This is a genomic window from Legionella sp. MW5194 (assembly GCF_016864235.1).
In the GTDB taxonomy this organism is placed as follows: domain Bacteria; phylum Pseudomonadota; class Gammaproteobacteria; order Legionellales; family Legionellaceae; genus Legionella_C.
The window spans coordinates 2,128,590-2,153,372 of sequence record NZ_CP045732.1; the positions used below are offsets into that span (position 1 = coordinate 2,128,590).

The window sequence follows — 24,783 nt, forward strand, 5'->3', positions numbered from 1 at the left end:
GGCGCCTTTTGTCAGGAATAAAAAACCCGGCAACTGCCGGGTTTTGAGTCTGTCTAAAATTTAGAATAAATCTTCCTGGGTTAAACCCACCCTTTCGAGTAATCCGCGCAGGGTTTTTAAGGCTTCCACCTGAATTTGCCGCACGCGCTCACGCGTTAAATCAATCTCCTTGCCAACATCTTCCAGTGTTGCTTTTTCAAAACCGCGTAACCCAAAGCGGCGGGCAATCACCTGTTGCTGGTTTTCAGTCAATTTATCGAGCAAAGACTCAATGTGAGCTCGCAGATTTTCATCGGTTAGCAGTTCCGCCGGATTCATGCTGTTTTCATCAGCAATGGTATCGAGCAGGGATTTGTTTTCATCGTATCCAATGGGCGTGTCCACCGACGCGACCTTGTCGTTTAGACCCAGTAATTTTTCGACGTCTTCCAGGGGTTTATCCACCATTTCAGCGATTTCTTCGGCGGACGGCTCGTGATCCAGTTTTTGCGTCAATTGGCGGGCGGCGCGAAGATAGACGTTCAATTCTTTCACCACATGAATAGGTAATCGAATGGTACGGGTCTGATTCATGATTGCCCGTTCAATCGTTTGGCGAATCCACCAGGTCGCATAGGTTGAAAAACGAAAACCGCGATCGGGATCAAATTTTTCCACCGATTTCATTAGCCCGAGGTTTCCCTCTTCGATTAAATCAAGCAAAGGCAACCCTCGATTCAAGTATCGCCTTGAAATTTTGACCACCAGGCGCAGGTTGGATTCAATCATTTTTTTGCGTGCGGCTGCATCGCCTTTGAGTGCGAGACGCGCATAATGCACTTCCTCTTCGGCTGAAAGCAGCGGCGAAAAACCGATTTCGCTCAGATAAAGCTGAGTGGCATCCATGACTTTGGCTGCCTGCCGACCGCGTTGAAAACTGGGAAAGGTCTCTTCGTCGGAAAAATCGGGTTGCTCTTCTTCCTCGTTGACTACCAGATCGTCCTCCAGGAGCAACGACTCGTCAGCAGACTCTTCCCAATCGTCTTCGGGAACCGCTGTTTCTTTTGTAGAATCGTCTTCAGTCTGCATGATTTCACCTGTTGTGTTTAAATCGATACAAAGAAGAAACACTTGCCCTATTGTTGCAATACCAGCCCGTCCGCTGTCAACCTCGTCGCAAATAACTCATGGGATTGACAGGTTGACCTGAGCGGCGAATTTCAAAGTGCACGCCAAAAAATTTCCTGTCTATAATTCCCATGTCGGCAATTATTTGCCCGGCTTTAACCCGTTGACCTTCTTTTACCCGGTTATGAAGATTATTGCCGTAGGCCGTTAAAAATTGCCCGTCATGCTTAATGATAATTAAATTACCATAGCCTGAAAGTCCACTGCCTGCATAAGCAACAACCCCATTCGCAGAGGCACGAACCAGGTCGCCTTTTTTACCAGCAATATCTATGCCTTTTTTTCCCTGTTGAGGCACAAAACCGGTGACTACTCGCCCTTGAGCAGGCCACTGCCATGCCCCGCCGTACCCTCGAGGGCTTGAAAACCACCCTCGTTTCACGGGCACTGTGTATTTCTTCCTGTCCGGTGCCGGTTGCCAGCGTTTGACTGCGGGCATTGTTTGCCGATAAGAATACGGTTTACTTCTTTGAGTATAAACTGATTTCCTAATCCTCAACACCTGTCCGACCCGCAAGGCGTACGGGCTTCGCAGCCGATTATAGGCAGCAAGCTGCCTGAAATCGGTATCGTAACGAAAAGCCACGGCATACAATGTTTCGCCAGGTCGGACAACGTGAATCCCTTGAGAGTTAATATGGGGTTGCCATTTTAATTCTTCAACAGGCGCCAGATCAGTTCGTCCACCGCAACCTGCAAGCAATGCACTAATCAACAACAGAAAAAGCGTGCGCATGATAACTCTCAGACAATGTATTTCGCTACGATAAAGCCAAGCACGATAAGCAATACCATCAACCAACCCAGCCAATCAATGATTGGTCTGAGTTTGGTCTCAATACGGTCACCCATGTAAAACAAAATGCCGGACACTAAAAAGAACCGTAGCCCCCTGCCTAAAAACGAGGCCAGCACAAAAGGCAGAATGGCCATGTGCAAAGCGCCTGCCGCAATGGTGAACAACTTATAGGGGATAGGAGAAAACCCCGCGATAAAAATAATCCATAATCCATACACTTTAAACAGATCCACCACGTGCAGGTAATTGTCATAATAAGAGGAGCCGTTTAGCCAGTGAGACAGCACTTCAATACCAAAAAAACCAATCAGGTAGCCAAACAAGCCGCCCAGGACTGAAAAAACCGTGGTAATCAGGGCATAACGCCAGGATTTTTCCGGGGCGGCCAATCCCATGGTGATGAGCATCACATCCGGCGGAATGGGAAAAAAAGACGACTCGGCAAACGAGACGCCGGCTAAATAATAAGGCGCATGACTGTGCCCCGACCAGCGAATCATTTTGTCATATAAATAGGAAAAAATGCGGATTAGTCCCAATTGATGCCATCCACCCAATTTGATAATTGATCAAAGACTTTGTAATGCGTCATGTCCAGATTTAAAGGGGTTATGGACACAAAACCCTGACTTATTGCATAAAAATCAGTTCCCGGTCCAGCGTCTGCCTCAGACCCTGGCAAGCCTACCCAATAAATGGGACGCCCGCGAGGGTCGTTTTGTTTAATCATCGGTTCAGCACCATGACGCGTACCTAAGCGGGTGACTTCGATGCCCTTAATCTGCTGAAGCGGCAAATCCGGAATATTGACATTCAATATCGTCTGCAGCGGCAAGAGGTCTGCCTTAATTTTAGTCACCAATTGCCGGGCAATCACTGCGGCCGTGTCATAATGCTGGATGTTGCCGTTTCCTGCCATCGAAAAGGCAATGGCCGGCAATCCCAGGTACCGTCCTTCCATCGCGGCGGCCACCGTGCCTGAATAAAGAATGTCATCCCCCAGATTGGAACCATCATTAATGCCCGAAACCACCATGTCCATCACATTCGGCTCAAGAAAGCCAGTGACAGCAAGGTGCACGCAATCGGTGGGCGTGCCTTCCACACAATAATAGCCATTATCCAGTTGTTTAACCCGCAAGGGGCGCGTCAGGGTTAAAGAATTGCTGGCACCGCTGCGATTTCTGTCGGGAGCCACCACAAACACGTCGGCAATTGTCGCCATTTCATTGGCTAACGCCCGAATTCCCGGACTGAATACACCATCATCATTACTAACCAGAATTTTCATTTCTACCCTTCCGGCGCTTCAAGCCATCTTACAATGGCCAATAACTCGGCCAGTTGCTGTTGATTTTTTTCAATGTCAGCCGCAAGCTGCGGCTGGTTAGGATTTTGCTTAAGCAGAGCCTGCTGTTTACCCAGCTCTTGCTGAAGACTTAAAATACGGGAACCAAAACGCTGAGGATTGATTTGCAGTTGATAGGCCATCTGGCTGACCTCGGCAAACACCGGCTTTAATTCATCACAGCTTAAGTGACGGGGTTGCTTCTCAGGGCAGGCTTTCATTACTTCAATCAATTCCGGCGGATTCAAACGGTAGTAGCGCTCATCATGAGCCGCGCAGGAGTTGAGTAAGAACATTGCACACGCCATGACCACAAATCTCAACATCAGAAACCTCGGGTTCGCTATTTGGAGAATGGATGTTAACACAGAGTGAAAGCCTTAGGTAAGATCTGACCCAGTGGCAGCGCCTGTCTGCACGTAATCAGAACAGGCGATATTTTATGAGTCCCAGATTGAATAAATTTTAGCAATTCGTTAAGGTATAGCGATTTAAGCGGTGATGAGACATTATGCTGGACTTCAAAATTGTACGCGACGATGAGACAGGCGAACGCTTTATAGAAACCTCGATAACCGGAAAACCGTTATTAACCATTCCCCAACTCAATAAAAGCACGGCCTTTACCCAGGAAGAGCGACGTGCCTTCGGACTTTTAGGGAAGCTGCCGCACCGCATCGAAACACTGGATGAGCAGGTTAAACGCGCCTACCTGCAATACTCAGGCTATACAACCCGCTTGCAGCAGAACATCTACCTCAATAACCTGCATGATAAAAATCAGGTTCTTTTTTATAAGTTACTGAGTCGCCACCTAGCCGAAATGCTGCCCACCATTTACACCCCCATCGTCGGCACGGCGGTTAAACGGTTCAGCCATGAGTACCGTCAGCCGCGTGGACTCTACATCGCCCATTCCGATAAAAACTGGCTTGAAGAAATTGTCACCAACCGCTCTAATCCCGACATTGATCTGATTGTGGTCACCGATGGTGAAGGGGTATTGGGTATTGGCGATCAGGGCATCGGCGGCATGGACATCCCCGTCGCCAAACTGATGGTCTACAGCCTCTGCGGCGGCATTGATCCAACACGGACGCTGCCTGTGTTCCTTGACGTCGGAACGAATAACCAGGATTTGCTCAATGATCCCATGTACCTGGGGTGCCGTCATCCCCGCATCAATGCGGAACAATACGATGCGTTTATTTCGGCGTTTGTCAGCACCATACGGCAGCACTTCCCCAATGCCTTCCTGCATTGGGAGGATTTCGGCCGCGGCAATGCCCGACGTATTCTCGATAAATTCCAGGATGAATTATGTACTTTTAATGATGACATCCAGGGCACGGGCGCGGTCACTCTGGCGGCTCTGCTGGCAGCCTGCGATGTGACCGGCAAACCGCTTGAAGAGCATTGCATCGTGGTCTTTGGGGCGGGATCAGCCGGCACGGGCATCAGCGATCAGATAGTAGACGCCCTGATGCGGCGCGGATTAAGTGCTGAAGAAGCCTATCGCCGCTTCTGGCTTATTGATCGTCAGGGGCTTTTGCTGGAATGCGATCAGGAACTCACTGACGCGCAGCAACCCTATGCACGAAAAATGGCAGACGTGGCGGCATGGTCAATCAATGACCGGCAGCATCCGTCATTGACTGACACTGTCCGTCATGTCAAACCCACCATTTTAATTGGTTGTTCCGCTCAGCCCGGCGCTTTTTCGCAGGATATCATCGAAACCATGTCCAAAACCTGCGAGCGCCCGATCATTTTCCCCCTGTCCAACCCGGATGAGAAATGCGAAGCCCAACCCGCCGACATTCTCGCCTGGAGTCAGGGACGGGCATTGATTGCAACCGGTACTGCCTTCCCCGCTGTGGAATACCAGAACCGTCTGGTGGACATTGCCCAGTGTAACAACGCGCTGGTTTTCCCGGGCATTGGCTTAGGCATTCTGGCGGTTGGCGCGACCCGCTTATCGAAAGGTATGATTTGGGCGGCAGCCGAAGAACTCAGCGGCCACTCTCCCAGTAAAAAAGACAGTTTCCTTCCCTTATTGCCCTCTCTGGATGATGCACAGACAGTCGCTAAAAACATTGCTGTCGCCGTTGCCAGAACAGCCATAGCCGAGGGCCTTGCCCAAAAAAATCAGGACGCTGATCTCCACCAGTTAATTCAGGATCTGTTCTGGGAACCTCGCTACCTTCCTTTTCGAAAAAAAGTCGCGAAGAATCTGGATGATTAAGAAAGGCCATGCTTTTTATTTTTGATTTTGATGGAACCATCGTTTCAGAAAATACGCATAATCTGCTCGCTGCCTCCTCGGGCAATCTCGAGGAGTTATGGCACATCCTAAGCAGGATAGAGCCGCTGGGAGGGGCCGAGATTTGGAAAGAAACATTCCAATTACTGTTTAAAAAAGGCCATCACGTGGCCATTGCGTCCTTCAACAGTTTTGGAGACTTGCTTTTTCCGCGTTACCTTAAGGAAGTCATTGGCCTTGAGGCATCCGAAGTCGCCAGGATTTGTATCCATTCCTGGCTGCCATTGCCTGAGCAGGGCCGTAATAAAAATCAGCACATTAAAGCCATACAGTCGGAACTGAATTATCAAGGTCCGACTTGCCTTGTCGATGATGACGACGGCAACCTCAAGGCGGCCAAATCACAAGGTCTTTTCATCATTCCTGCCACAGGAAAGCACCTGCATGACGTTCAGAAGCTTGCCCTCACCCCCCCGAAATTCGGCTCATTTTTCCGTGCCGTTCCTTTTTCTGATATGCCGCTGCTTAAGGCCTTTTATTGCTATAAATGAAATTAATATATCCTTAATGTTATTTTGTTAACCTACGGGTCAGTTTGGTTTTACAAAAGCGATGAGTGTGTGGGCACCCCTTTCCGTGTCGTCATTGAAACAATAGAAAAAGACAGGCAGCTTATTCTGCAAGGCGTGGATGCTTTGGCTAAGAATAAAACACTGAATGTCCATGTGGCACCCCAAAAGCCTGAGTTAACCCTGGTCAAGGTTTATCAGCACGATGAACCTGCCTATTTTCTACTGACTCAACGGCTTGGGACAGGTACTTTTGGTGAGGTATCCAAAGCCCTGTGTGTTGATGCTGAAACCGGCAACGTGATGCCTGAACCCGCCTATGCGGTTAAAATAACCGACTACTCCCAGGGAGGGACCGTGGCCGTCCAGGATCGCAAAAACGCGCTCATTGAGGCCCGGGATGAACATCATCTGCTCGAGGGGCTTCATCGCTCCTTTGGTTTTTTCCATGGCACGCGCAAAAAAGAAGTCACGTATCAGGACGAAGACATCGGCACCTTAATTTATGAAGCCCAGGTCGAGGAAGCAGTCCTGGTCATGCCGCTTTATCCAGGTCATGACATGTGGCACAAAAAGCACAGGCACCGATTCAGTTTTGGCTCCTTAGCGACCTTGTGTCTTGGTGCCAGAATCGCTGAACAATTGGCTGAACTGCACAATCACGGCATTCTTCATACCGATTTAAAGCCTGATAATATTCTCTGGGATGCCAACGAAGGCCATGTCAATATTATTGATTTTAACCGTGCCAAAAAACTCCCCCAAGACCATACCCACATCCGGGTCAGCTACTCGTCCGACAGGGATTACATGGCGCCTGAAACAGAAACCGACAATGGTTATCTGTTTTCCAGGGCCAGTGATATTTTTTCATTGGGCAAAATCATGGCTCAGCAATTCATGATGACCGATGACAGCGGCGAATCCCACAGCTTATCTAACAAGCCTTATTTAAGCTATGACGAATTACTGCTGGCCGAATTCTTAGGCCGCATGTGCCATCCAGACGAAGAAAGCCGCCCGAACGCCACGGAATGCCAGCGTTTTTTCAGGCAATTGGCTGATAAAATTATCCTGGATATCAATAAGCCGAATGATCCATTACGGCTTCATCTCAGCAAACAGTTAATCAAGCTCGAAGCCTATGCCAATGACCTCTGGCAGGCCCTTCTACATGAAAACAGCGTGAGTCGTGTCCTGTATCAGTTTAGTTTCATTGAGGATCGGGCAGCGCGCTATCAGGAAGTTCTGAACACGATTCGCATGCTTGTGGAGGCCCTGTCGCAGCATCCTGTCAACCTGGCGGCGCTTAAAACAAACAACGAACTGGCCGTAAAAGATAAAACATTTAACAACCTGTTTACCCGCAAGAGCCAGTTTCAAACGTTGCTTGAAGACATTGAAGTCGAATCAGACAAAGCCATGGCCACGTCGTCTCTCTCCAACTGAGCACAGCTAAGGCTTAAACTGAATCATGACTTTTTGTGTCGTTCCTCCCTTAGGCTCCCAGGGACGGGCATAACGAAACGTCATGACGCTGCTTTCCGGCAAGGCAGCTCCCGCATTAATCGCGAAGGTGAAAACCATTTGTCCCCCGGCCCCGATCAATTTTGTTTGAGGCGCTACGTACTGACTGCTCATCAGCTTAAACAGGGTTTGATCGTAGTTTTGCACGGTCCACTGATACCCGGTGGTAGGATTAGCCTGTAGCGTGACTTTAAATTGCTCCTCTTGGGCGGCAACATTCAAGGTCATTACGGGGTTGTTGGCGGCGTGAGCAGCAAAACCCAGCATTAACAGGATTCCCTGGATTAGTTTTTTCATGATTTCTCGCGTGGTTAGCGGTGTTTTTAAGTATACGCCTTAAATTCACAGCCATAAATGAATTTATCCTTGGACAATTCCCCGCTCCCAGGCACTATACTAATGATCATTCATCTGCCGCAAGGAGCATTATGAAAGCCGTAGGATATCAAAAAACCGGGCCAGCCAATGTACTAACCGACATTGAATTACCAATCCCCACCCCCGGCGATTCTGATCTTTTAGTTGAAGTAAGAGCGGTGGCAGTGAATCCCGTTGACTGCAAAGTCCGCGTTAAAGCCAACCCGGAAGAAGGCGATTACCGCATTCTCGGCTGGGATGCCGCCGGGGTGGTGAAGAAGGTGGGCGCCAAGGTGTCGTTATTTAAACCCGGTGACGAAGTCTGGTATGCGGGTGATCTGATGCGGGCAGGTTGCAACAGTGAATACCATCTGATTGATGAAAACCTGGTGGGCAAAAAACCCAAAAATCTGTCGTTCACCCAGGCTGCGGCCATGCCCCTGACCAGTCTCACTGCCTGGGAATTGCTGTTTGATCGCCTGGCCATTGATAAAAACGAAAAAGCGTCGATTTTAATTACCGGAGCTGCAGGCGGCGTGGGATCCATCCTGGTGCAATTGGCACGTCAACTGACGTCGTTGACTATCGTAGGGACGGCCTCGAGACAGGAAAGCATTGACTGGATACTCAAGCAAGGCGGGCATTTTGTTATTGATCACACCCACCCCATGCTGGATCAACTCGTTCATTTTGACATCAATCAGGTGGATTATGTCGCGAGCTTAACGCACAGTGATTCGCATGCGGAAGAATTGATCCGTTGTTTGAAACCCCAGGCGAAATTTGCCTTGATTGACGATCCGGTCAATCTCGACATCAAGCTGTTTAAGTTAAAAAGCCTGTCTATTCATTGGGAAATGATGTTCACCCGCTCGATGTACAAAACAGCGGATCGCATCCAGCAGCATGCCATTCTCAATCAAATCAGCGAGCTGGTTGAAAAAGGCAATCTTCATACCACACTCAATGAAACCTTTGGACCCATTAATGCGGCTAACTTAAAGCGCGCCCATGAACTGATTGAAAGCGGCCGTTCACGCGGCAAAATTGTATTAACGGGTTTTTAACCGGCAAACTGACAGAGAATTACTAGACTATTAATAGAGCCCTTGACAGCGGATACCAACCATGAAAACGCGCGCAGTGTACATTGCAGGGAGTGCCCGCATTCCCTTTGTCAAATCGATGACGGATTACCGGGACGTGCAAACTCAGGATTTAATGATTGCCTCCCTGCAACGGCTGGTCGATACCTTGCAGTTAAGCGGCCGAACCGTCGGCGACGTAGGTCTTGGGGCTGTCATTAACAGTTCCATGAACTGGAATCTGGCCCGAGAAGCCGTGCTGGGCACCACGCTCAATCCCGATACACCCGCTTATACCCTGCAGAGAGCCTGTGGTACCAGTCTGGAAACCACCCTGCAAATTGCCTTGAAAATTGCCAATTATCAAATGGACGACGGCATTGCCGGCGGCGTTGATTCCAACAGTGACCTGCCGGTGATGTTTCGTCAATCCTTTACCCGCATTCTGCTGAAACTCAATGAAGCCAAAACCCCCATGCAAAAAATAAAGGCGGTGCTGTCATTTAAACCCAGCCATTTTAAACCGCAATACCCCTCGGTCAAGGAACCCCGCACAGGCTTGTCCATGGGTGAGCACACCGAAAAAATGGTCAAGCAATGGCAGATAAGCCGTAAAGATCAGGATCAACTCGCCTGGGCCAGTCACCAAAAAGCCGCCCGAGCCTATGACGAGGGGTTTTATGATGATCTGGTTTTTGACTTCAAGGGCTTACGCCGCGACGGCACCCTTCGTCCAGACACTACGCTTGAAAAACTTGAAAAACTCAAACCCGCTTTTGATAAAACAGCGACGGGAACCTTAACCGCCGGCAACAGCACGCCACTGACCGACGGCTCGTCGGCCGTGTATTTAGTCAGCGAAGACATTGCCAAACAACACCGCCATCCCCTGTTGGCCCGTTTCGTCGACGCGCAGGTGGCTGCGGTGGATTTTGTTCATGGCGAAGGGTTGCTCATGGCGCCTACCCGTGCCGTGTATGAATTATTGTACCGCAACGGGCTTAAACTGCAGGATTTTGATTTTTATGAAATTCATGAAGCCTTCGCCGGTCAAGTGCTGTGTACACTCAAAGCCTGGGAATCCGAGGAGTATTGCCGCAATGTGCTGAGAGCAAAACAGGCCTTAGGTCCCATTGATCAAAGCAAAATGAACATCAAAGGCGGAAGTCTTGCGCTGGGGCATCCGTTTGCGGCCACGGGGACACGCATTGTCGGCACCCTGGCTAAATTACTGCATCAAAAAGGCTCCGGGCGCGGGTTGATTTCCATCTGCACCGCAGGCGGCATGGGCGTAGCGGCCATTCTGGAAGCCGTTTGAACGCGCTAAACCCAATTGCACATCCTGTTCTCCTCATTTAAATCGTCATCGACTGCGTCCCGGGGCCTCACGTTGCCTTGTTGGTAATCATCATGAACGGCTTTCAATTCTTGAACACAGGCCGGCGATTTTTGAAATCCAAACCGACGGGCGATGGAGACTATTTGCTGCATTTCATGAATTTTAGCCTCGCTGGCCTTCACTTGAATGAGTTGTGTGGCTTCCTCTGCATTCTGGCTTTTCTCAAGCACTTCCCGTTTGGACAACCCCGCGTAACGCTCACGGTATTCATCACCCGATAAAGGCAGGTACGGTTTATCGTTCAGCAGACGGCGAGTGGCAAAATGGTAATCGCCCAGATCCTGAATACTCATTCTGGCGCTCATTTCCTTGCGGTAGATGTCTTTTTCAGGATTTCTCGGCAATAGGGGATCATGGCAATCAGCGATAGTCGGCTTATTTAAGCCCGCCAGCGTCTGGATGCTCTTAATGACGCAATAGGTTAAAAAGGCCAGGAAAGGCACTGCCGCCAGCGCTAAAAAAAAGGCCGGCGTCACCAGAGGTGCACACACCGGGATGAAGGGAACAACAAGCATTGTGGCCGCAATCAACACTATCCCGGTACCCAACAAAGCCTTCACCCAGACTGGACGCTCGGAAACCCAGTTTAGAAACGAGTCAAACTCTCCCCGTTTGCGGAAGGTAAAATCATCGTAGAGCAGGGTAAGCATCAGGTCAGAAAAATAGCCCCAGATGAGGGCTGAGCAAAACGCGCTGACCAGCAATCCCAGGAGAGCGGCCCCAGGAATGGCCAAGACCGGGATTAGCGCAGGAAACAAAAGAAACAGGGTTAAAAAACCAAGGATCAGACTGACCTGCCGCTTATGGGCCCAAAGGTAGCGCAATGCAGGCAAGGCACCGTAGCGAAAAGGCACGAGTACTGAATAATAAAACACACCGCGCAGCAATCCATAGAGCCAGAAATTGCGCTTTTTACGTTCTTCATTGTCCGCCCTGGTATCGACTCCAACGAATTGGGTGTCTTCATAGCCGGAATAAATCATGGCGTGATCCGTCAGGGGATTCAATTGCTTTTTGCGCACTTCGGAGGGAATCACGTGCACAATGTCCCAGTCTTCTTTCCATTCGCCGAATTTGGAGATGGGATCATCCCCCTGTTTGTACACACGGACTTTCAGGTTTTTATTGGTTTTACGAATGTCTTCCCAGCGATCATACCGGCTTTTTTTAAGCCAGGATTTGTACAGTCCCGGCGGATTAAACGCATCAACGCGGCAGAGTTTATCACCCTGATCAATGGCCAATAACAGGGACAAGGCACCACCTAGACTTGTACCGCAGACACAGGGTTTTCTACCCTGCCGATTAAGCCAGCGCACCATGTTATCGCGGCCGTTGCGGTAAAGTTTTTTTCCGGCGGTTTCAAACCCTTCGAGGTCGGTATTCACCTGCGATACAAATCCCTGGCCGGCAGGATAGGTTGTTCCCATGAACACAAGGTGCGGTGAAGCATCCGGGTGATTGATGGGTTCAAGGCCGTAAGCGAATACGCGGTCTTCTTCACTTAAGAACAGTTTTTTAAATCCAGAGACGGGGGTCAGTTCAATGGGAACCACCTTGTAGTGCACCATTTGCCATCGCTTATTGATGCATTGAGGAATAGTAAAGCATTCATAAGGCGTAATGTCGCTAAAAGGCAGCAGGCTTAAGCACTGGCTGATGTACAGTTCGGCCTGGCGCTGCTGCAGAGGGTCAAGCTGCTTGCCCTGCAACTGGTGAAATACATGGTCAAACCCTTGCTGGAAGGCCACGCGCATGGCACGCATCAATTCCTGATCGCGAGACCAGAAGACGGCTTTGAGGACCTTGTGAGTGAGCAGGGACTTGACCTCATCCTGCCATCCCATGGTGAGGATGCGCAAGGCGTTGCGGGCAATAGCCAATGAGGCAGGCCATCCTTCAAGCCCATCGAGAGGCTCCAGTTCAGCACCTTCATAAAAATGTATGCGCAAACCGCCTGCGTAATGTTCTCCATCCTGCATGCTTTCACTCCTGTTATTAATCGCTGAGCCTGGCAATCTGCAAAGCGGCAAGGTGAATAGAAACGGTTCAAGTCAACCTGCGCTTGCGCTCACCATCATATAACAACTGGTTCCTGAATTTAACACGGTTCCGACCGGGACTTCCATGACAAAACCCTTGCTATTCAATGGCATTAAGGTAATCTTTTACGACTTTGCTAAAGAAGGAATTTGGTGTGGAACACGAAACGATGGAATACGATGTGGTCATTGTTGGTGCGGGTCCTTCTGGATTATCAGCCGCGATTAAACTCAAGCAATTAGCCGCCGCTCAAAACAAAGACATCTCTGTCTGTGTCCTTGAAAAAGGCGCTCAGGTGGGCGCTCACATCCTTTCAGGCGCAGTCCTTGAACCGCGAAGCCTTAAAGAATTGCTGCCGGACACCTGGCAGGAAGCCCCCTTGAATACGGCCGTGACCGAAGATGCCTTTTATTGGCTGACCAGCAAACGCGCTTTTCGCATGCCAACACCAAAACCAATGAAAAACGAGGGCAATTACATCATCAGTCTCGGCGAACTTTGCCAATTTCTGGCGGTTCAGGCTGAAAATCTGGGCTGTGAAATTTACCCGGGTTTTCCTGCGTCTGAAATTCTCTACAACACCCACGGCGAAGTCATTGGCGTAGCAACCGGCGATGTCGGAATTGACAAAAAAGGCAACCAAACCAGCAACTATCAACCCGGCATGCATCTTCATGCCAGGCAAACCCTCTTTGCCGAAGGCTGCCGCGGGCAATTGAGTCAGAACCTCATGCACCGCTTTCAACTGCGCGACCAGTGTCAACCCCAGACTTACGGCATAGGCATTAAGGAAATATGGCAGGTCAAACCGGAAAATCATCGTCCCGGCAAGGTCATCCATACTTTCGGCTGGCCTTTAGACAACGCCACCTATGGGGGTTCATTCATTTACCACCTCTCCGATAACCGCGTGGCCCTTGGTTATGTCATCGGCCTGGATTACCAGAATCCCTGGCTTAATCCTTTTGCAGAATTTCAACGCTTCAAAACCCATCCCTTTGTGCGTAAAACACTTCAGGACGGTGAGCGCATCAGTTACGGCGCGCGGGCATTAAATGAAGGAGGCTGGCAAGCCATTCCGAAATTAACTTTCCCTGGAGGAGCACTCATCGGCGATGCGGCGGGTTTTTTAAATGTACCCAAAATCAAGGGCACACACACTGCCATGAAATCGGGCATGCTGGCTGCCGAAGCCTGTTTTGAACTCTTGATGGCAGGCAATGCCGCAGAGGATAAACAAACAGAGCTTAGGGCTTATCCTGAGAAGCTCAACCAGTCCTGGGTGGCTGAGGAATTGTATGCGGTGAGAAACATTCGGCCGGGATTCCGGTTTGGCCTGTTTTTTGGCCTGGCGAATGCGGCCTTTGAAACTTACATTACCCATGGCAAATCGCCCTGGACATTCAAACACCATGCTGATTATGCCACCCTGCTGCCGGCTGCCAAAGCCAAAAAAATCGTTTACCCCAAGCCTGATGGCATTTTAACCTTCGATCGCTTAAGTTCGGTTTACCTGACCAATACTTACCATGAAGAAAATCAGCCCTGTCACCTGACCTTACGGGATCCGGCCCTGGCCATTGCCGTGAATTATCAGGAATACGCCTCTCCCGAGAGTCGCTACTGCCCCGCAGCCGTGTATGAAATCGTTGAGGAGGAGGTTGGTCCGCGACTGCAGATTAACGCGCAGAATTGCATCCACTGCAAAACCTGCGACATCAAGGACCCGCGTCAGAACATTGTCTGGCAAGCGCCTGAAGGCGGCGGCGGCCCGAATTACCAATCCATGTAGAGTGAAACCATGCAGTGTTGTTATTTGTACCCTGAATAAGGTAGACTTGCTTGTTTCAAGTCCCGGTGGCACAGCTGGATAGCGCAGCCCCCTCCTAAGGGGCAGGTCGGAGGTTCAAATCCTCTCCGGGACGCCATTGAAATCAGTTTGCCATCCTTATACTAATCAACGAAATTGGCAACAGCTTGTTGCCAATTTGTTACACCATTTCGCAATTCGGGATTACATCACAAAATTCGGTCTCTCTTTTGGTTGAGACTCCTTGTCCAATGGATTTAGCATGTCCATGATTATGTATTGAGCATTTTTTTTAAGGAAAAGAGTGAGATGTGCCTTTCCTAGACTGGACCACCCAGTGGTTTTATCTTGAACAATATCATTGTAGATTTTATCAACCAATTTCTCATGAATGGTAAGGGATAATTGAGGTCGAAGTGTCTTCAGCAACCCTAACCAATACAAACCGAGGGTTGTGGTACATGAGCCTGTCAATGCTGAATTGATTAAATCAGCCACCGTTCGTTCAGCCTTATTTTGAATGTTTTTTACCCATAAATACTCTAATCCTTTCTTTTCATCGGGACTTAACGTCTCAGATAACACCTGGATCAAAAATTGATAGCCATAGGAAGTTAACGCATCGGTCAGGCCACCTGGTAAAAAGTTGGATGTTAACCCACCCTTATGGCAGCTCAGTACCAACATCACTTCCACTGCGTCCAAAATGACTTTTAGCTTCTCTTTACTTATACTGTCCAGGGAAACCTCTGTTTTGTTGGGCTGTACATTGACATATTCCTGGTAATACTCAGGGTATCGTTTTTTTAATTGAGAAAGAAAGCGCTCTTGATCGCGTTCGCTCATCGCCGTAGCCTCTACATCATCGAAATGCAGTGTCGTGCGTAGAAAGCCCTTGTATTTATTGGCCAAAAAAACCGTTTCCAATGAATAAGCGATGTACTTTTTATCCTTTAAATTATCCAGTGAAACAAACACATCATCCTTAAGATAGAGCTCTTCCCAGGTTTCATAAGACTTGGAAGAATAGTCTTTTTCAAAATAGACTCCAGGCATCATAAACGGCAGTGGATGCTCGTCATCAATGACTTTTGCTATTGAATAAATAGAGTGAAAACTGGCTTCGCAAGGAGCCTCAAGGAAAGCCTGTTTATTTTTAACCCAGTTTTTCGACAGGATAATAATTTTGTCTAATTTGATATAGCCTGAGTAGGTTTGGTTCATTCCTGTTTTTTTATTGTCCTTCTTTTCAAATTTTTCCAGCATGTTACATCTCTTTACATAATGACCAATTAATTGGTTTTTTGAATAAATATATTTCGGACGGAATTATAAAGAACAAATATTAACCAACGATTAAATCGCTAGTTGGTACAAAGAGGGTTAGCAAATCGTATTGAGGGGGTTTTTAGAGCAGCAAAGAGGGATGCCGACTGGTGTTTAAAATCATAAATCGCATTTAAATCAAAGACTTGATTATTGATTCATTGATGTTATATCTCGCTCGTTTCAATACGCTATTTCAGAATTCCCGCTGACAGGGAAGATTTTTCTACGTACAAGTCAGGCGATTTTACACTTCGTTATACTTTCTTTAAGGTTTCTTTTCACGTTAGGCTTTACCGCGACCTCTTTTGCCATGGGCAACCGTAAATGGCTACCGATTTCGCACACACAACGGGCATCGGGTTTCAATTTAATCGAATAACACTGGCTAATGTAGCATCCCATTTGACCATTCAGTCACGCTGTGGCAATATGCTTAAAATTTGAACTATCCAGCCTGTCCGTTATTGTTGTGGCGAAATAAGGGAAGCCATGCGTGTTGAACTATACAATCGTTCCTTTGAGGCAATCATTGCCAAATTGCACCAGCTCAAAGGTTCGTGGATTTCTGAGCTCCATCTGCCGAATAACCGGCTGGGTGAGGGCAAATTCAATGAATTAGCGCTTCTATTCAGCACGTTCAAGGATTTTGGTATCCATTCCCTTAATCTGCACCTCAATGCTCTCGGGCAAAACGCCGGGCCTACTGGGGTGGAATGGGTGGCTCTGTTCAACCTGCTAAAGGACTCCGGAATAAGCCATCTCGATTTAAGCGCCAATCACTTTGGACTAAGAACCGGCCCTGAACTGATCGCTCTGTTTAAGGTACTTAACGGTTCTTCCATTACTCGCCTTCATTTAGGAAGTAATGACTTTAACCAAAAAACAGGAGCTGAGTTAGCTGCCTTGATCGCCGTTTTAAGCGAGTCAGGCCTCATTCAACTTGATTTAAGTTATAATTGTTTGGGGCAATGGCCAGCCCATGAATTAATCGAGTTATTTCAGGCCTGGCGCGGTAAGTCCATGGCTGTTCTTGATTTGGCCCACAATGAGTTGGGTAAACAGGACGGCGCCCTATTGGCGATCCTGTTCAGCGCATTCCAACACTCGTTAATCACTCACCTTGGTTTACGTAGTAATGATCTGTGTCTAGGAACCGGCGCTGAATTCAAAGCCCTGCTGCATGCCTTCAAAGACTCCCCTGTTACCCACCTCGACTTAAGCGATAATGACTTTTATCTCATGGCCGATATGCCGTGTGAGACCCTGTTTGATGCACTGCAAGGCTCCTCCATCAGCCATCTCAATGTCAGTGGTAATGGCCTTGGGGAACTGGACCTGACTGAATTGACTGCGCTGTTTTCCTCACTGAAAGCCACAGAGGTGACCCATCTTGATGCAGGCGACAACCGGCTTGATTGTAAAACTGCTGAGGAATTGGCGATTCTGTTCGCGGCCCTCACCCATTCTCGCCTAATTCATCTTGGCTTAAATGACTGTCATTTTCATGAGCGAACAGCAGACGAGTTGAATGTCATTTTTAATGCATTGCCGGCTAATATCACGTCAATAAAATTATCGCTTCAGGAAGTAACTCAAATGGACCGTGAACAACGTCAGGCCATCCAACGGCGTTTTCCGAGAGCAGAGCAAATCATCCTGGTGGATAACGACAAGGACAGGGCGTTAAATCCATCGTCAAACCCAGACGATGCCAGGGTATACCGGCGGCTAGGTTTTATTGGAGTGCCTGTCCCCTCACTGGCCGGTTTAACCTCCTGTTTTTTGGTCAGCAACAACCTCCGCTTCAAACGTGAAGTGGAAAGATTACTACCGGATGAAGTCAAGGAACGAATGCAGTCATGCCAATGAATTGAAAGATAAACCTGCATGGTTGTGCAGCTTCGGACTTGTTCCAACCAGTGGCTGGACGTACTCCTTGTCTTTTAGGTATAGTGATTGTTTGAATCCGCTCAGCCATTTCATTGACCAGGAAGGTTTTTATGCAAAGAATGCCCATTGCGTCGCGCTTTGTTGTGTTCAGTTTATTGTTTGCCCTGGGGCTGGTACCCTGCTCGTTTGCCATTGGCAATCACATCGCAGCCGTGGATGTGGACGGCACAACCGGGCAATACACTTCCATTGTTCTCGATGCGCAGGGGTATCCGATAATCAGTTACTACGATGCCACCGAACAAAAATTAAAGGTTGCACACTGTTTTACACGAACCTGCAGCCGGTTTAATTCCATTGTAACGCCTGATGCAGCGGCCAACATTGGGAAATACACGGCCATTGCCTTGGACAGCACCGGCAAACCGGTGGTCAGTTATTACGATGAAGCCAACTCTGCTTTAAAAATTTTACATTGCGGCAACAGTTCCTGTTCAGCCGGGAATACAATAGCCACGCCGGATAATGCCGGATCGGTGGGTTTATACACGTCGGTAACCTTAGACGGCAATGATTTCCCGGTGGTGAGTTATTACGATGCGAGTAATGGTAAATTGAAAATTCTCCATTGCGGCAATGCCGCCTGTACTGCGGGCAATACCGTCGCCACACCCGACCTGACCGGCAGCAATGGCGTACAAAGTTCCATTCAATTGAATAACGCCGGCCATCCGGTGGTGGCTTATTTTGATTTCACCAACTCGTCTTTGAAAATAATCACCTGCGGTAACAGCGCCTGTAATGCCGGCAACACCACAGTCACAGTCGATTCGGTGGCTGATGTCGGCCGCTATCCTTCGCTAAAACTGGATAGCAATCAAAAACCCGTGGTTAGTTATCTGGATGCAAGCAATGGGAAATTAAAAGTGCTGCACTGCGGAAACACCCTTTGCACATCGGGTAATTCACTGACCTCCCTGCAGGCTAATGGGGTGGCGGGCTATTATTCATCCCTGTCGCTTGATGCCAATAATATACCGACCATCAGCTATTATGATTTAACCAACCAGAGCCTGAATGTCGTGCGTTGCGGTGATGCCAACTGTACGAACAACAACATCATCAATGTGCCGGACAGTAGCGGCAATGTAGGCTTGTATACCTCGTTGCGTCTCGATGCCAGCAGCAATCCCATTGTCAGTTATTACGATGGCAGCAATGGCAACCTCAACGTGTTACGCTGCGGCAGCCCCCAGTGCGGTCCGAATTCGGTTTATGTGGGCGATACCGCAACCGATGTCGGCCGCTACGGCGCCATCCAATTGGATGCCAATGGCAAACCGGTGGTGAGTTATTGGGATAACACCAATGGCGATCTGAAATTACTGCATTGCGGCGACACCTCCTGCAGCCAGGGCAATTCCATCACCAGCGCCTACACCACCGGAAATACCGGTTGGGATACTTCGCTGGCTCTCGATGCCAATGGTTATCCGGTCATTAGTTTTTATGACTTCACCGCCCAGGTCATGAAGATCATCCATTGCACCAATGCCAATTGCAGCGGGGTTAACTCTGCCGTCACTCCGGATAGTTTATCGAAACGCGCCTCGTCCATGGCTCTTGACTCCGCTGGTAATCCTGTCATTGCCTCGGCTGGTCAGCCCGATCAGGGATTGAGAGTCGTTCACTGTGGGGATGCAAACTGCTCCGCGAACACCAGCATTGCCTCGCCCGATTTCCCGGTTTTCCCCGCCAATGCCGATGTGCGGGGGGTTTCTCTGGTGCTGGATGGTTCGGGCTATCCTGTGGTGAGTTTTTTTCGCGCGGATAAAAATCAATTGAAACTGTTGCACTGCGGTGACGCCAATTGTTCTGGCCCCAATAACACCTTGGCCATTCTTGACCCCGGTGCGCAGGCAGGCGATCACCGTGCGACCTCGGTGACATTGGACGCGAGCGGCAATCCAGTCATTGCCTACTGGGATACGGCCAATGCCGCACTCAAAGTCCTCCATTGCGGTAACCCAGCCTGTAATGCAGGAAACAGCATCGCTTCCCCGGCAACTGGCGCCAATGTCGGGTTACAGCCCTCCATTCGCATTGACAACGCAACGGGACGTCCGATTGTCAGTTTTGGTACCAGCACCACGATGTCAATACTCTATTGCGGTGACGCCAACTGCACCTCCGGCAATGTCATCACGGCGGTTGACCCCACCACCCAGGGTTTAGACAGCGCATTAGCCCTGGATGCAGAGAATAACCCCGTTGCCAGCTACTACACACCAACAGGCAAGCACATTAAAGTACTGCACTGTGCAACGAAAAGCTGTCAGTGAATGGTTTTATAGCCAGAGCGCAAGGTTTGTAGTCGGCCCCCTTTGGGGCCTCAAAACAACCTTGCTTGACATACTCGGCCAATCTGCTGATAACGTTTAAAACAAGACCTTTAAAACCAATTTGCCCATTATGTATTAAAATTAACTATTATGTGCTTTGGTAGAACGCAATGGGCCGTAAAACCATCCTCTTATCCGAAAGGATGAACGCATTAAAATCCCGCATCCGCCAGGCCGAACGGGAAACCAGTCTGGTGGACGAAATCAACAAGCGCGGTAACTATGCGAACAATGCCCTAGGCCTGTTCAGCCAGATTCAAGGCTTTTTTGCTTCAATCTTCTCTCAAAGCAAACAGCTGCCGATCATCGGCTTTATCCTACAAATGGTATCCGTTATTCCTACAGCCATCACCACCCTTTTTGCTAAAGACAAAACCGTGGGTGAAAAATTGTTTGCCATGGGGGTTCTGGCGGTGGTTACGGCGTTAAGCATTGCTGCCTTTGTATTAACAGCCGCAGTTTCTGCAGCGATTGGCGTTGCAGTCAGCGCCTTTACGACCGTGCTTGAAGGGATAAGTTTAGCCGGCAGTATCGCGGCCAAACTGACGACCCGCGCAGAATATAAACAGAAAAAAGAATTTAATCAATTACTGGAGGCCAGAAACACCACTGCTCTGGCGGATGAAAAATACCTGGATCCCCTGAGAGTGCGTTATCTGGAATTACAACAGGTACTGCGTGATCCTGATTTAAACGAGGAGGAAAAAAATAACCATCAGACAGAGTCGACCTTCATTCATGATCTCCTGACGCAAAGAGGCTTGACGCTTGAGGGTGATGAAGAAAGCCAGGCGGGCAAGCTTAAAAAATGCTATGACCAGCGCCAGGAGAAAATGCTTGCTCTGACCGTGCTTGTTGAGAATCTCGAAAAAGTCGCTGATTCGATGACGCCTGATGAAAGAAAAACCTGCATCGCGGCCATTGATGCGCTCAAGGAAGAGATTGTCAAGCTGGATACAGAAATTACCGGCATCACCAAGCCCATCCATCAATTAAAACGCAATGATTTATTAGCGAACGAGAAATTGGCCCAAACCTACACCACCTTCGCCTTGGCTGGCGCTGGGGTGGCTTTATCCACCATCGCCTTGCTGATGGCGGTTAGTGTGGTCGCAGCGCCACCGGTGCTTTTACCCATCGTCGGTGGTTTGGCCATTGCCATGGCCACCATTGGTCTCATCAAATGGGTTGCTGAAAAATTTGCAGAAAAACAGGACGCCAGGGCCGATAAAGAACGGCAGGTTTTAAAAGAAGAAAGCGTACTGGATGAGTCCCTGGATTACTATCAAACCCAGCTGGGAGAAAGACCCAATCAATCCGCCACGTGCAGTTACTCCCATCACATGATGGGAATTTTGCAAACCCCGCCAGAACCTCAACCCCAACAAACGCCATCCCTGATATCCCAATCGCCCCAGCCCATCCCGGACACAACCCTGGTCACCCAATCAACCCAAACGGTTGAACTCACTACCCTTCCACCCGATACCAATCCAAACGACGCGGGAAAAGACGCGATTTACCCTTCAGCAGGTTCAAATCGCATGAGTGTGTAGAGATTCATTATATGAAATTAAAGGCAGACAAGCCTTGAAGGCTGGCAAAGGATTTTTGTGCGATCTGAAGGTAGGTAATCTGCAATTGATACTCCACAGCCAGCGATTCCAAATCCGCATCTTCAAGCCTGGATTTGGTTTCCTTGCTGATGTCGATAAGATCGGTGTTCACTTTTTCTGCCACATCCAATTGATTCAAGCGAGCGCCCACCTGCGCCTGAAAATCCAGCAGATTACCCAATCCACTGTCTAGTTGTTCAAGGATCTGGTTGTTTTCGGTGAATACACGTGCTTTATCGCTGGCGGCTGCAAAGGGTTGCCTTAAGTTCGCAATCATGCGCGCCCCTGTCGAAAAAATGGATTCATTGGCAGCGGGGGCTACAGCAAAGGCATCCCCGGCTTCTGGCGTTCCTGTCAGGTTAATTTCAATGCCGTTAAAACTCACCGCCATGCCGTCGGCGTACAAAGGCGCGTCATCCGGTAAACCGGTTGCGGGGACCACGTTTCCGCTTGCCGCACCACTCACCATGACCACCAGCTGATTTTGGGTGTTTAATGCAAACTGGATAGTGTAATCATCCGCAACATAGGCTGCATTGTTCACCACACTGCCTGAGCTGGCCACCGCGGTGCCGGTATTGGGCGTTGCGGTTTCCGAGACGGTGAATCGGCCATTACCGCTTGGAACCCGCATGAACAAATCATCACCGGTGTCATTCAAAGCCACCTGCAGCCCGCTGCTGATGGCTTGAAAACGTTGGGTTTGATCCCCGTTATAGACGTATTGACCATTCATATCCCGGGAAATGGTTTGCGCTTCCGACCGGCTGCCACTGAACATGTAGTAACCGTTGCTGTCCTGAGTGTTGGCTAAACCCTGCAGTTGATCCAGTAAATTCTGGGCTTCATCCGCCAATGCTTTTCTGGCAGAATCGGTCAGCGATCCATTCCCAGCCTGCACCTGCAATTCCCTTAACTTCTGAACCACACCGGCCATGTTGCCTATGACGCTTTCTTCCTGTTTAAGCGCCCCATCGGCATTCTGGCGGTTTTGTTCAAGGCGTTCGCCAAAAAAAATGCGTTGATTCATCAAATCGATTTTAGCGGCGGCAATGGGATCATCGGAAGGCGACAGCACCCGTTTACCCGAAGACAATTGCTGCTGAATGCGCAAGGCATCCGCCTGCTGCTTCAGCATGTTGTTTAAGCCGCGCGTAAACATCTGGTTTGATGAAATTCGCATGAAATCACCTCATCACTGCAAAAAGGACATCCATCATCTGTTTGGCTACGGAGAGCAACTGGCCTGCCGCCTGGTAAGCCTGTTGCAATTGCAGCAGGTTTGCGGCTTCCTCATCCAAATTAACACCGCTTTTGCTATCGCGCAGATCCACAGCCTGGTTATAGAGCATATCGGCCGATTCGCTATTTAGTTTAGCCTGATTGGTTCTTCCCCCGACTGAACCGATTAAACTGGAGTAACGATCAAACAGATTCTGCGTCCCCCCTTCAAACAATTGGTCCTGTTGAATCGCTGTCAGCTTCAGTCCATTGCCGTTATCGGCGATGCCGCCGGTGTTGTAGGAAGCAGTGAATTGATCCCCTGCCGCGGGCACGCCGGATAACACCACAGAATACGAAGGCGTCAAGGCATTGGGAATCATCACGGTATTGTCCGTGCCGGGCGTGAAGGTAAACGGGCCGGAGGTGACAGAATCGGTGACATTGATCACGTTGTATTGCGTAGGAGAAATGAATTCGATGCGAAAATCCTTGTTCACATCCGTGGTGTTTAATACATTGCCAAGGCGGATACCGCCGCTGCCTGTATTCGTTAGCGCCGATTGAGTCCGTACCGGAGAGGCAAAAGCCAGCTGCCTCGCATCAGTGAGATTCAGCGTTAAATCCCGGGCAGCACCACGGGTTGGGGTCAGGGTATACGAGTCATTGTTGGCGAGATTGGCGATGTTATCCACCGTAATCGTCATCCCGTCTATGGTCACTGAGCCCGCCGGAGGAGCTGGCGGCGAGCTGGTCCAGTTCAAGGTGGTGGACTGGCCATCAGAGCGGCGGATAACGCGGACTTCATTCGTCCCGGTATCGGTAACGTATAACTGGTAATCGCTGATTTTAACCTGGCTGATGTCGCTGATTTCAACCGACAGCACACCGGTGCCGGTATTGGTGGTATTCGCCACGGAACGGGCCAGTTGAGCGGACAGGGTATTAAAATCGTTAAAAAAGTTTTGTCCCATTTGATTGTTTAAATCCATCCCCAGGCGATGCTGGGTGTTAAAGGCTGACGCCAGACCCATGGCCATTTGCCCAAGAACCTGGCTGGCCTGCACCATGATGTCGTCTTCAAAGCCCAGCAGCCCCGCGATCATGCCGGCCTGCATGTTACGGGTAATGTCAACGACCCCAGCGCCATTATCGAGAAGAATCTGGGCATTCAATTGGTTGGAGCCGCTTGAATTCACCAGAAGCCTTCGCGCATCCGTGCCAATCACCAGCATTTCACCGGTACCAATGGACACATCAATGGCGCCGTCAACCCGCTCAACAATGCTGACGTCAGTAAATTTGGACAGTTCTTTAAGCACCGCATCCCGTTGATCCAGTAAATCCGGGGCATTCTGGTTCACCGTCAATTTCTGATTGATGTCGGCAATGGTTTTAGCATACACATTAATCTGTTCAACCGCTTCCCGCAATTGGGTGCTGTTGTTTCGCTGGTATTCATCAATGCGTTGCTGCATGGTTTTGAACTGCTCAACCAGAGTCTGGCTTTGTTTGAGCGCCACATCACGGGCCGCATTGCTGTCCGGCGCATCGTTAAGCTGCGAAAGGGCATTGAAAAAATTCTGCAGATTAGCAGTAATGTTGGTGCCATCCTGAGACAGCAGTTTATCAATTTGCGCTGCCTGCTCATAAAACACTTCGTATTGGGTTTTGGACGCCAGCGTATCGCGCACCTGCTGATTGGCAAAACGGTCCGCGTGGCGTTGAATGTCAGTAATGACCACGCCGCTGCCAATGTATGAGCCTGCAAAACGTTGCGAGGGCAACTGCCCAAAGAGGACCGTTTGCCGGGTATAATTGGGATTTTTGACATTGGCAATGTTAGTACCGACCACATCCAGGGCACGCTGAAACGCATTTAAACCGGAGGTTGCAATACTGAAAATTCCCACCATAATAATCGACTCCCATAATGTGCCGCCGGACATCAAAGGACG

The 24,783-nt window shown here is 49.3% G+C and carries 19 protein-coding genes and 1 tRNA gene; 10 read left to right on the forward strand and 10 right to left on the reverse strand.

From position 1 onward, the window contains the following. Nucleotides 1-60: 60 nt before the first annotated feature. The 5 genes from rpoS to GH742_RS09910 form a co-directional block, all read right to left on the reverse strand. Nucleotides 61-1,068: an RNA polymerase sigma factor RpoS gene (gene rpoS, locus GH742_RS09890; RefSeq protein WP_058531383.1), complete on the reverse strand. Its 1,008-nt coding sequence runs from the start codon at nucleotides 1,066-1,068 to the stop codon at nucleotides 61-63. Between the two features lie 76 nt (nucleotides 1,069-1,144). Continuing rightward, nucleotides 1,145-1,903 (reverse strand): peptidoglycan DD-metalloendopeptidase family protein, encoded by a 759-nt coding sequence (locus GH742_RS09895; protein WP_203454811.1) that lies wholly within the window; start codon nucleotides 1,901-1,903, stop codon nucleotides 1,145-1,147. 8 nt (nucleotides 1,904-1,911) lie between these two features. Then, nucleotides 1,912-2,466 carry a YqaA family protein gene (locus GH742_RS09900; RefSeq protein WP_203454812.1) on the reverse strand — a complete coding sequence of 185 codons (555 nt, stop codon included), beginning with the start codon at nucleotides 2,464-2,466 and terminating at the stop codon, nucleotides 1,912-1,914. A gap of 29 nt (nucleotides 2,467-2,495) precedes the next feature. Then, the gene (gene surE / locus GH742_RS09905) at nucleotides 2,496-3,257 is read right to left on the reverse strand and encodes a 5'/3'-nucleotidase SurE (RefSeq protein WP_203454813.1); all 762 of its coding nucleotides are present in this window, start codon (nucleotides 3,255-3,257) and stop codon (nucleotides 2,496-2,498) included. Nucleotides 3,258-3,259: 2 nt separating this feature from the next. Continuing rightward, a complete protein-coding gene (locus GH742_RS09910; RefSeq protein ID WP_203454814.1) occupies nucleotides 3,260-3,610 on the reverse strand; it encodes a hypothetical protein in 351 nt (116 codons plus the stop codon). Nucleotides 3,611-3,825: 215 nt separating this feature from the next. Here GH742_RS09910 and GH742_RS09915 point away from each other — a divergent pair, with 215 nt between their 5' ends. The 3 genes from GH742_RS09915 to GH742_RS09925 all read left to right on the forward strand — a co-directional run bounded on the left by GH742_RS09915 (nucleotide 3,826) and on the right by GH742_RS09925 (nucleotide 7,595). Further along, nucleotides 3,826-5,559, forward strand: coding sequence for an NAD-dependent malic enzyme (locus GH742_RS09915; RefSeq protein ID WP_203454815.1), 1,734 nt, complete (start codon nucleotides 3,826-3,828; stop codon nucleotides 5,557-5,559). 8 nt (nucleotides 5,560-5,567) lie between these two features. Beyond that, entirely contained in the window at nucleotides 5,568-6,128 is a 561-nt protein-coding gene (locus GH742_RS09920; RefSeq protein ID WP_203454816.1) for a hypothetical protein, read from the forward strand. Between the two features lie 69 nt (nucleotides 6,129-6,197). Further along, nucleotides 6,198-7,595 (forward strand): protein kinase, encoded by a 1,398-nt coding sequence (locus tag GH742_RS09925; RefSeq protein ID WP_203454817.1) that lies wholly within the window; start codon nucleotides 6,198-6,200, stop codon nucleotides 7,593-7,595. A gap of 6 nt (nucleotides 7,596-7,601) precedes the next feature. Here GH742_RS09925 and GH742_RS09930 read toward each other — a convergent pair whose 3' ends face one another. Then, a complete protein-coding gene (locus GH742_RS09930; RefSeq protein ID WP_203454818.1) occupies nucleotides 7,602-7,970 on the reverse strand; it encodes a protease inhibitor I42 family protein in 369 nt (122 codons plus the stop codon). Nucleotides 7,971-8,101: 131 nt separating this feature from the next. Here GH742_RS09930 and GH742_RS09935 point away from each other — a divergent pair, with 131 nt between their 5' ends. Both GH742_RS09935 and GH742_RS09940 read left to right on the forward strand, forming a co-directional pair. Continuing rightward, nucleotides 8,102-9,097 (forward strand): zinc-binding alcohol dehydrogenase family protein, encoded by a 996-nt coding sequence (locus GH742_RS09935; RefSeq protein ID WP_203454819.1) that lies wholly within the window; start codon nucleotides 8,102-8,104, stop codon nucleotides 9,095-9,097. Nucleotides 9,098-9,158: 61 nt separating this feature from the next. After that, on the forward strand, nucleotides 9,159-10,433 hold the full coding sequence (locus GH742_RS09940) for an acetyl-CoA C-acetyltransferase (protein ID WP_203454820.1): 1,275 nt from the start codon (nucleotides 9,159-9,161) through the stop codon (nucleotides 10,431-10,433). A 5-nt stretch (nucleotides 10,434-10,438) separates the two neighbouring features. Here GH742_RS09940 and GH742_RS09945 read toward each other — a convergent pair whose 3' ends face one another. Continuing rightward, entirely contained in the window at nucleotides 10,439-12,496 is a 2,058-nt protein-coding gene (locus GH742_RS09945) for a hypothetical protein (protein WP_203454821.1), read from the reverse strand. Nucleotides 12,497-12,711: 215 nt separating this feature from the next. On the opposite strand from GH742_RS09945, the gene GH742_RS09950 reads away from it, so the two are divergent. Then, the gene (locus tag GH742_RS09950) at nucleotides 12,712-14,349 is read left to right on the forward strand and encodes an electron transfer flavoprotein-ubiquinone oxidoreductase (protein WP_203454822.1); all 1,638 of its coding nucleotides are present in this window, start codon (nucleotides 12,712-12,714) and stop codon (nucleotides 14,347-14,349) included. A gap of 59 nt (nucleotides 14,350-14,408) precedes the next feature. Next, nucleotides 14,409-14,485 (forward strand) — tRNA-Arg (locus GH742_RS09955). Between the two features lie 86 nt (nucleotides 14,486-14,571). Here GH742_RS09955 and GH742_RS09960 read toward each other — a convergent pair. Next, the gene (locus tag GH742_RS09960; RefSeq protein ID WP_203454823.1) at nucleotides 14,572-15,633 is read right to left on the reverse strand and encodes a hypothetical protein; all 1,062 of its coding nucleotides are present in this window, start codon (nucleotides 15,631-15,633) and stop codon (nucleotides 14,572-14,574) included. 552 nt (nucleotides 15,634-16,185) lie between these two features. On the opposite strand from GH742_RS09960, the gene GH742_RS09965 reads away from it, so the two are divergent. The 3 genes from GH742_RS09965 (at nucleotide 16,186) to GH742_RS09975 (ending at nucleotide 21,544) form a co-directional block, all read left to right on the forward strand. Next, nucleotides 16,186-17,565, forward strand: a complete 1,380-nt coding sequence (locus GH742_RS09965; RefSeq protein ID WP_203454824.1) for a hypothetical protein — start codon at nucleotides 16,186-16,188, stop codon at nucleotides 17,563-17,565. Nucleotides 17,566-17,696: 131 nt separating this feature from the next. Continuing rightward, the gene (locus GH742_RS09970; protein ID WP_203454825.1) at nucleotides 17,697-19,928 is read left to right on the forward strand and encodes a hypothetical protein; all 2,232 of its coding nucleotides are present in this window, start codon (nucleotides 17,697-17,699) and stop codon (nucleotides 19,926-19,928) included. A 170-nt stretch (nucleotides 19,929-20,098) separates the two neighbouring features. Continuing rightward, the gene (locus GH742_RS09975; protein WP_203454826.1) at nucleotides 20,099-21,544 is read left to right on the forward strand and encodes a T4SS effector SidA family protein; all 1,446 of its coding nucleotides are present in this window, start codon (nucleotides 20,099-20,101) and stop codon (nucleotides 21,542-21,544) included. Nucleotides 21,545-21,551: 7 nt separating this feature from the next. On the opposite strand, the gene flgL is transcribed toward GH742_RS09975, so the two are convergent. Continuing rightward, nucleotides 21,552-22,787, reverse strand: a complete 1,236-nt coding sequence (flgL, locus tag GH742_RS09980) for a flagellar hook-associated protein FlgL (RefSeq protein ID WP_203454827.1) — start codon at nucleotides 22,785-22,787, stop codon at nucleotides 21,552-21,554. Nucleotides 22,788-22,791: 4 nt separating this feature from the next. Next, entirely contained in the window at nucleotides 22,792-24,741 is a 1,950-nt protein-coding gene (gene flgK / locus GH742_RS09985) for a flagellar hook-associated protein FlgK (protein ID WP_239005198.1), read from the reverse strand. Nucleotides 24,742-24,783 lie beyond the last annotated feature (42 nt).

What these genes read in the sequence shown, in the direction of transcription:
- GH742_RS09960 (WP_203454823.1), bottom strand. Translation starts at nt 15,633, where the DNA reads ATGCTGGAAAAATTTGAAAAGAAGGACAATAAAAAAACAGGAATGAAC.
- flgL (WP_203454827.1), bottom strand. Translation starts at nt 22,787, where the DNA reads ATGCGAATTTCATCAAACCAGATGTTTACGCGCGGCTTAAACAACATG.
- GH742_RS09920 (WP_203454816.1), top strand. Translation starts at nt 5,568, where the DNA reads ATGCTTTTTATTTTTGATTTTGATGGAACCATCGTTTCAGAAAATACG.
- GH742_RS09910 (WP_203454814.1), bottom strand. Translation starts at nt 3,610, where the DNA reads ATGTTCTTACTCAACTCCTGCGCGGCTCATGATGAGCGCTACTACCGT.
- GH742_RS09945 (WP_203454821.1), bottom strand. Translation starts at nt 12,496, where the DNA reads ATGCAGGATGGAGAACATTACGCAGGCGGTTTGCGCATACATTTTTAT.
- GH742_RS09965 (WP_203454824.1), top strand. Translation starts at nt 16,186, where the DNA reads ATGCGTGTTGAACTATACAATCGTTCCTTTGAGGCAATCATTGCCAAA.
- rpoS (WP_058531383.1), bottom strand. Translation starts at nt 1,068, where the DNA reads ATGCAGACTGAAGACGATTCTACAAAAGAAACAGCGGTTCCCGAAGAC.
- GH742_RS09970 (WP_203454825.1), top strand. Translation starts at nt 17,697, where the DNA reads ATGCAAAGAATGCCCATTGCGTCGCGCTTTGTTGTGTTCAGTTTATTG.
- surE (WP_203454813.1), bottom strand. Translation starts at nt 3,257, where the DNA reads ATGAAAATTCTGGTTAGTAATGATGATGGTGTATTCAGTCCGGGAATT.
- GH742_RS09915 (WP_203454815.1), top strand. Translation starts at nt 3,826, where the DNA reads ATGCTGGACTTCAAAATTGTACGCGACGATGAGACAGGCGAACGCTTT.
- GH742_RS09930 (WP_203454818.1), bottom strand. Translation starts at nt 7,970, where the DNA reads ATGAAAAAACTAATCCAGGGAATCCTGTTAATGCTGGGTTTTGCTGCT.
- GH742_RS09935 (WP_203454819.1), top strand. Translation starts at nt 8,102, where the DNA reads ATGAAAGCCGTAGGATATCAAAAAACCGGGCCAGCCAATGTACTAACC.
- GH742_RS09900 (WP_203454812.1), bottom strand. Translation starts at nt 2,466, where the DNA reads ATGATTCGCTGGTCGGGGCACAGTCATGCGCCTTATTATTTAGCCGGC.
- flgK (WP_239005198.1), bottom strand. Translation starts at nt 24,741, where the DNA reads ATGGTGGGAATTTTCAGTATTGCAACCTCCGGTTTAAATGCGTTTCAG.
- GH742_RS09940 (WP_203454820.1), top strand. Translation starts at nt 9,159, where the DNA reads ATGAAAACGCGCGCAGTGTACATTGCAGGGAGTGCCCGCATTCCCTTT.
- GH742_RS09975 (WP_203454826.1), top strand. Translation starts at nt 20,099, where the DNA reads ATGGGCCGTAAAACCATCCTCTTATCCGAAAGGATGAACGCATTAAAA.
- GH742_RS09895 (WP_203454811.1), bottom strand. Translation starts at nt 1,903, where the DNA reads ATGCGCACGCTTTTTCTGTTGTTGATTAGTGCATTGCTTGCAGGTTGC.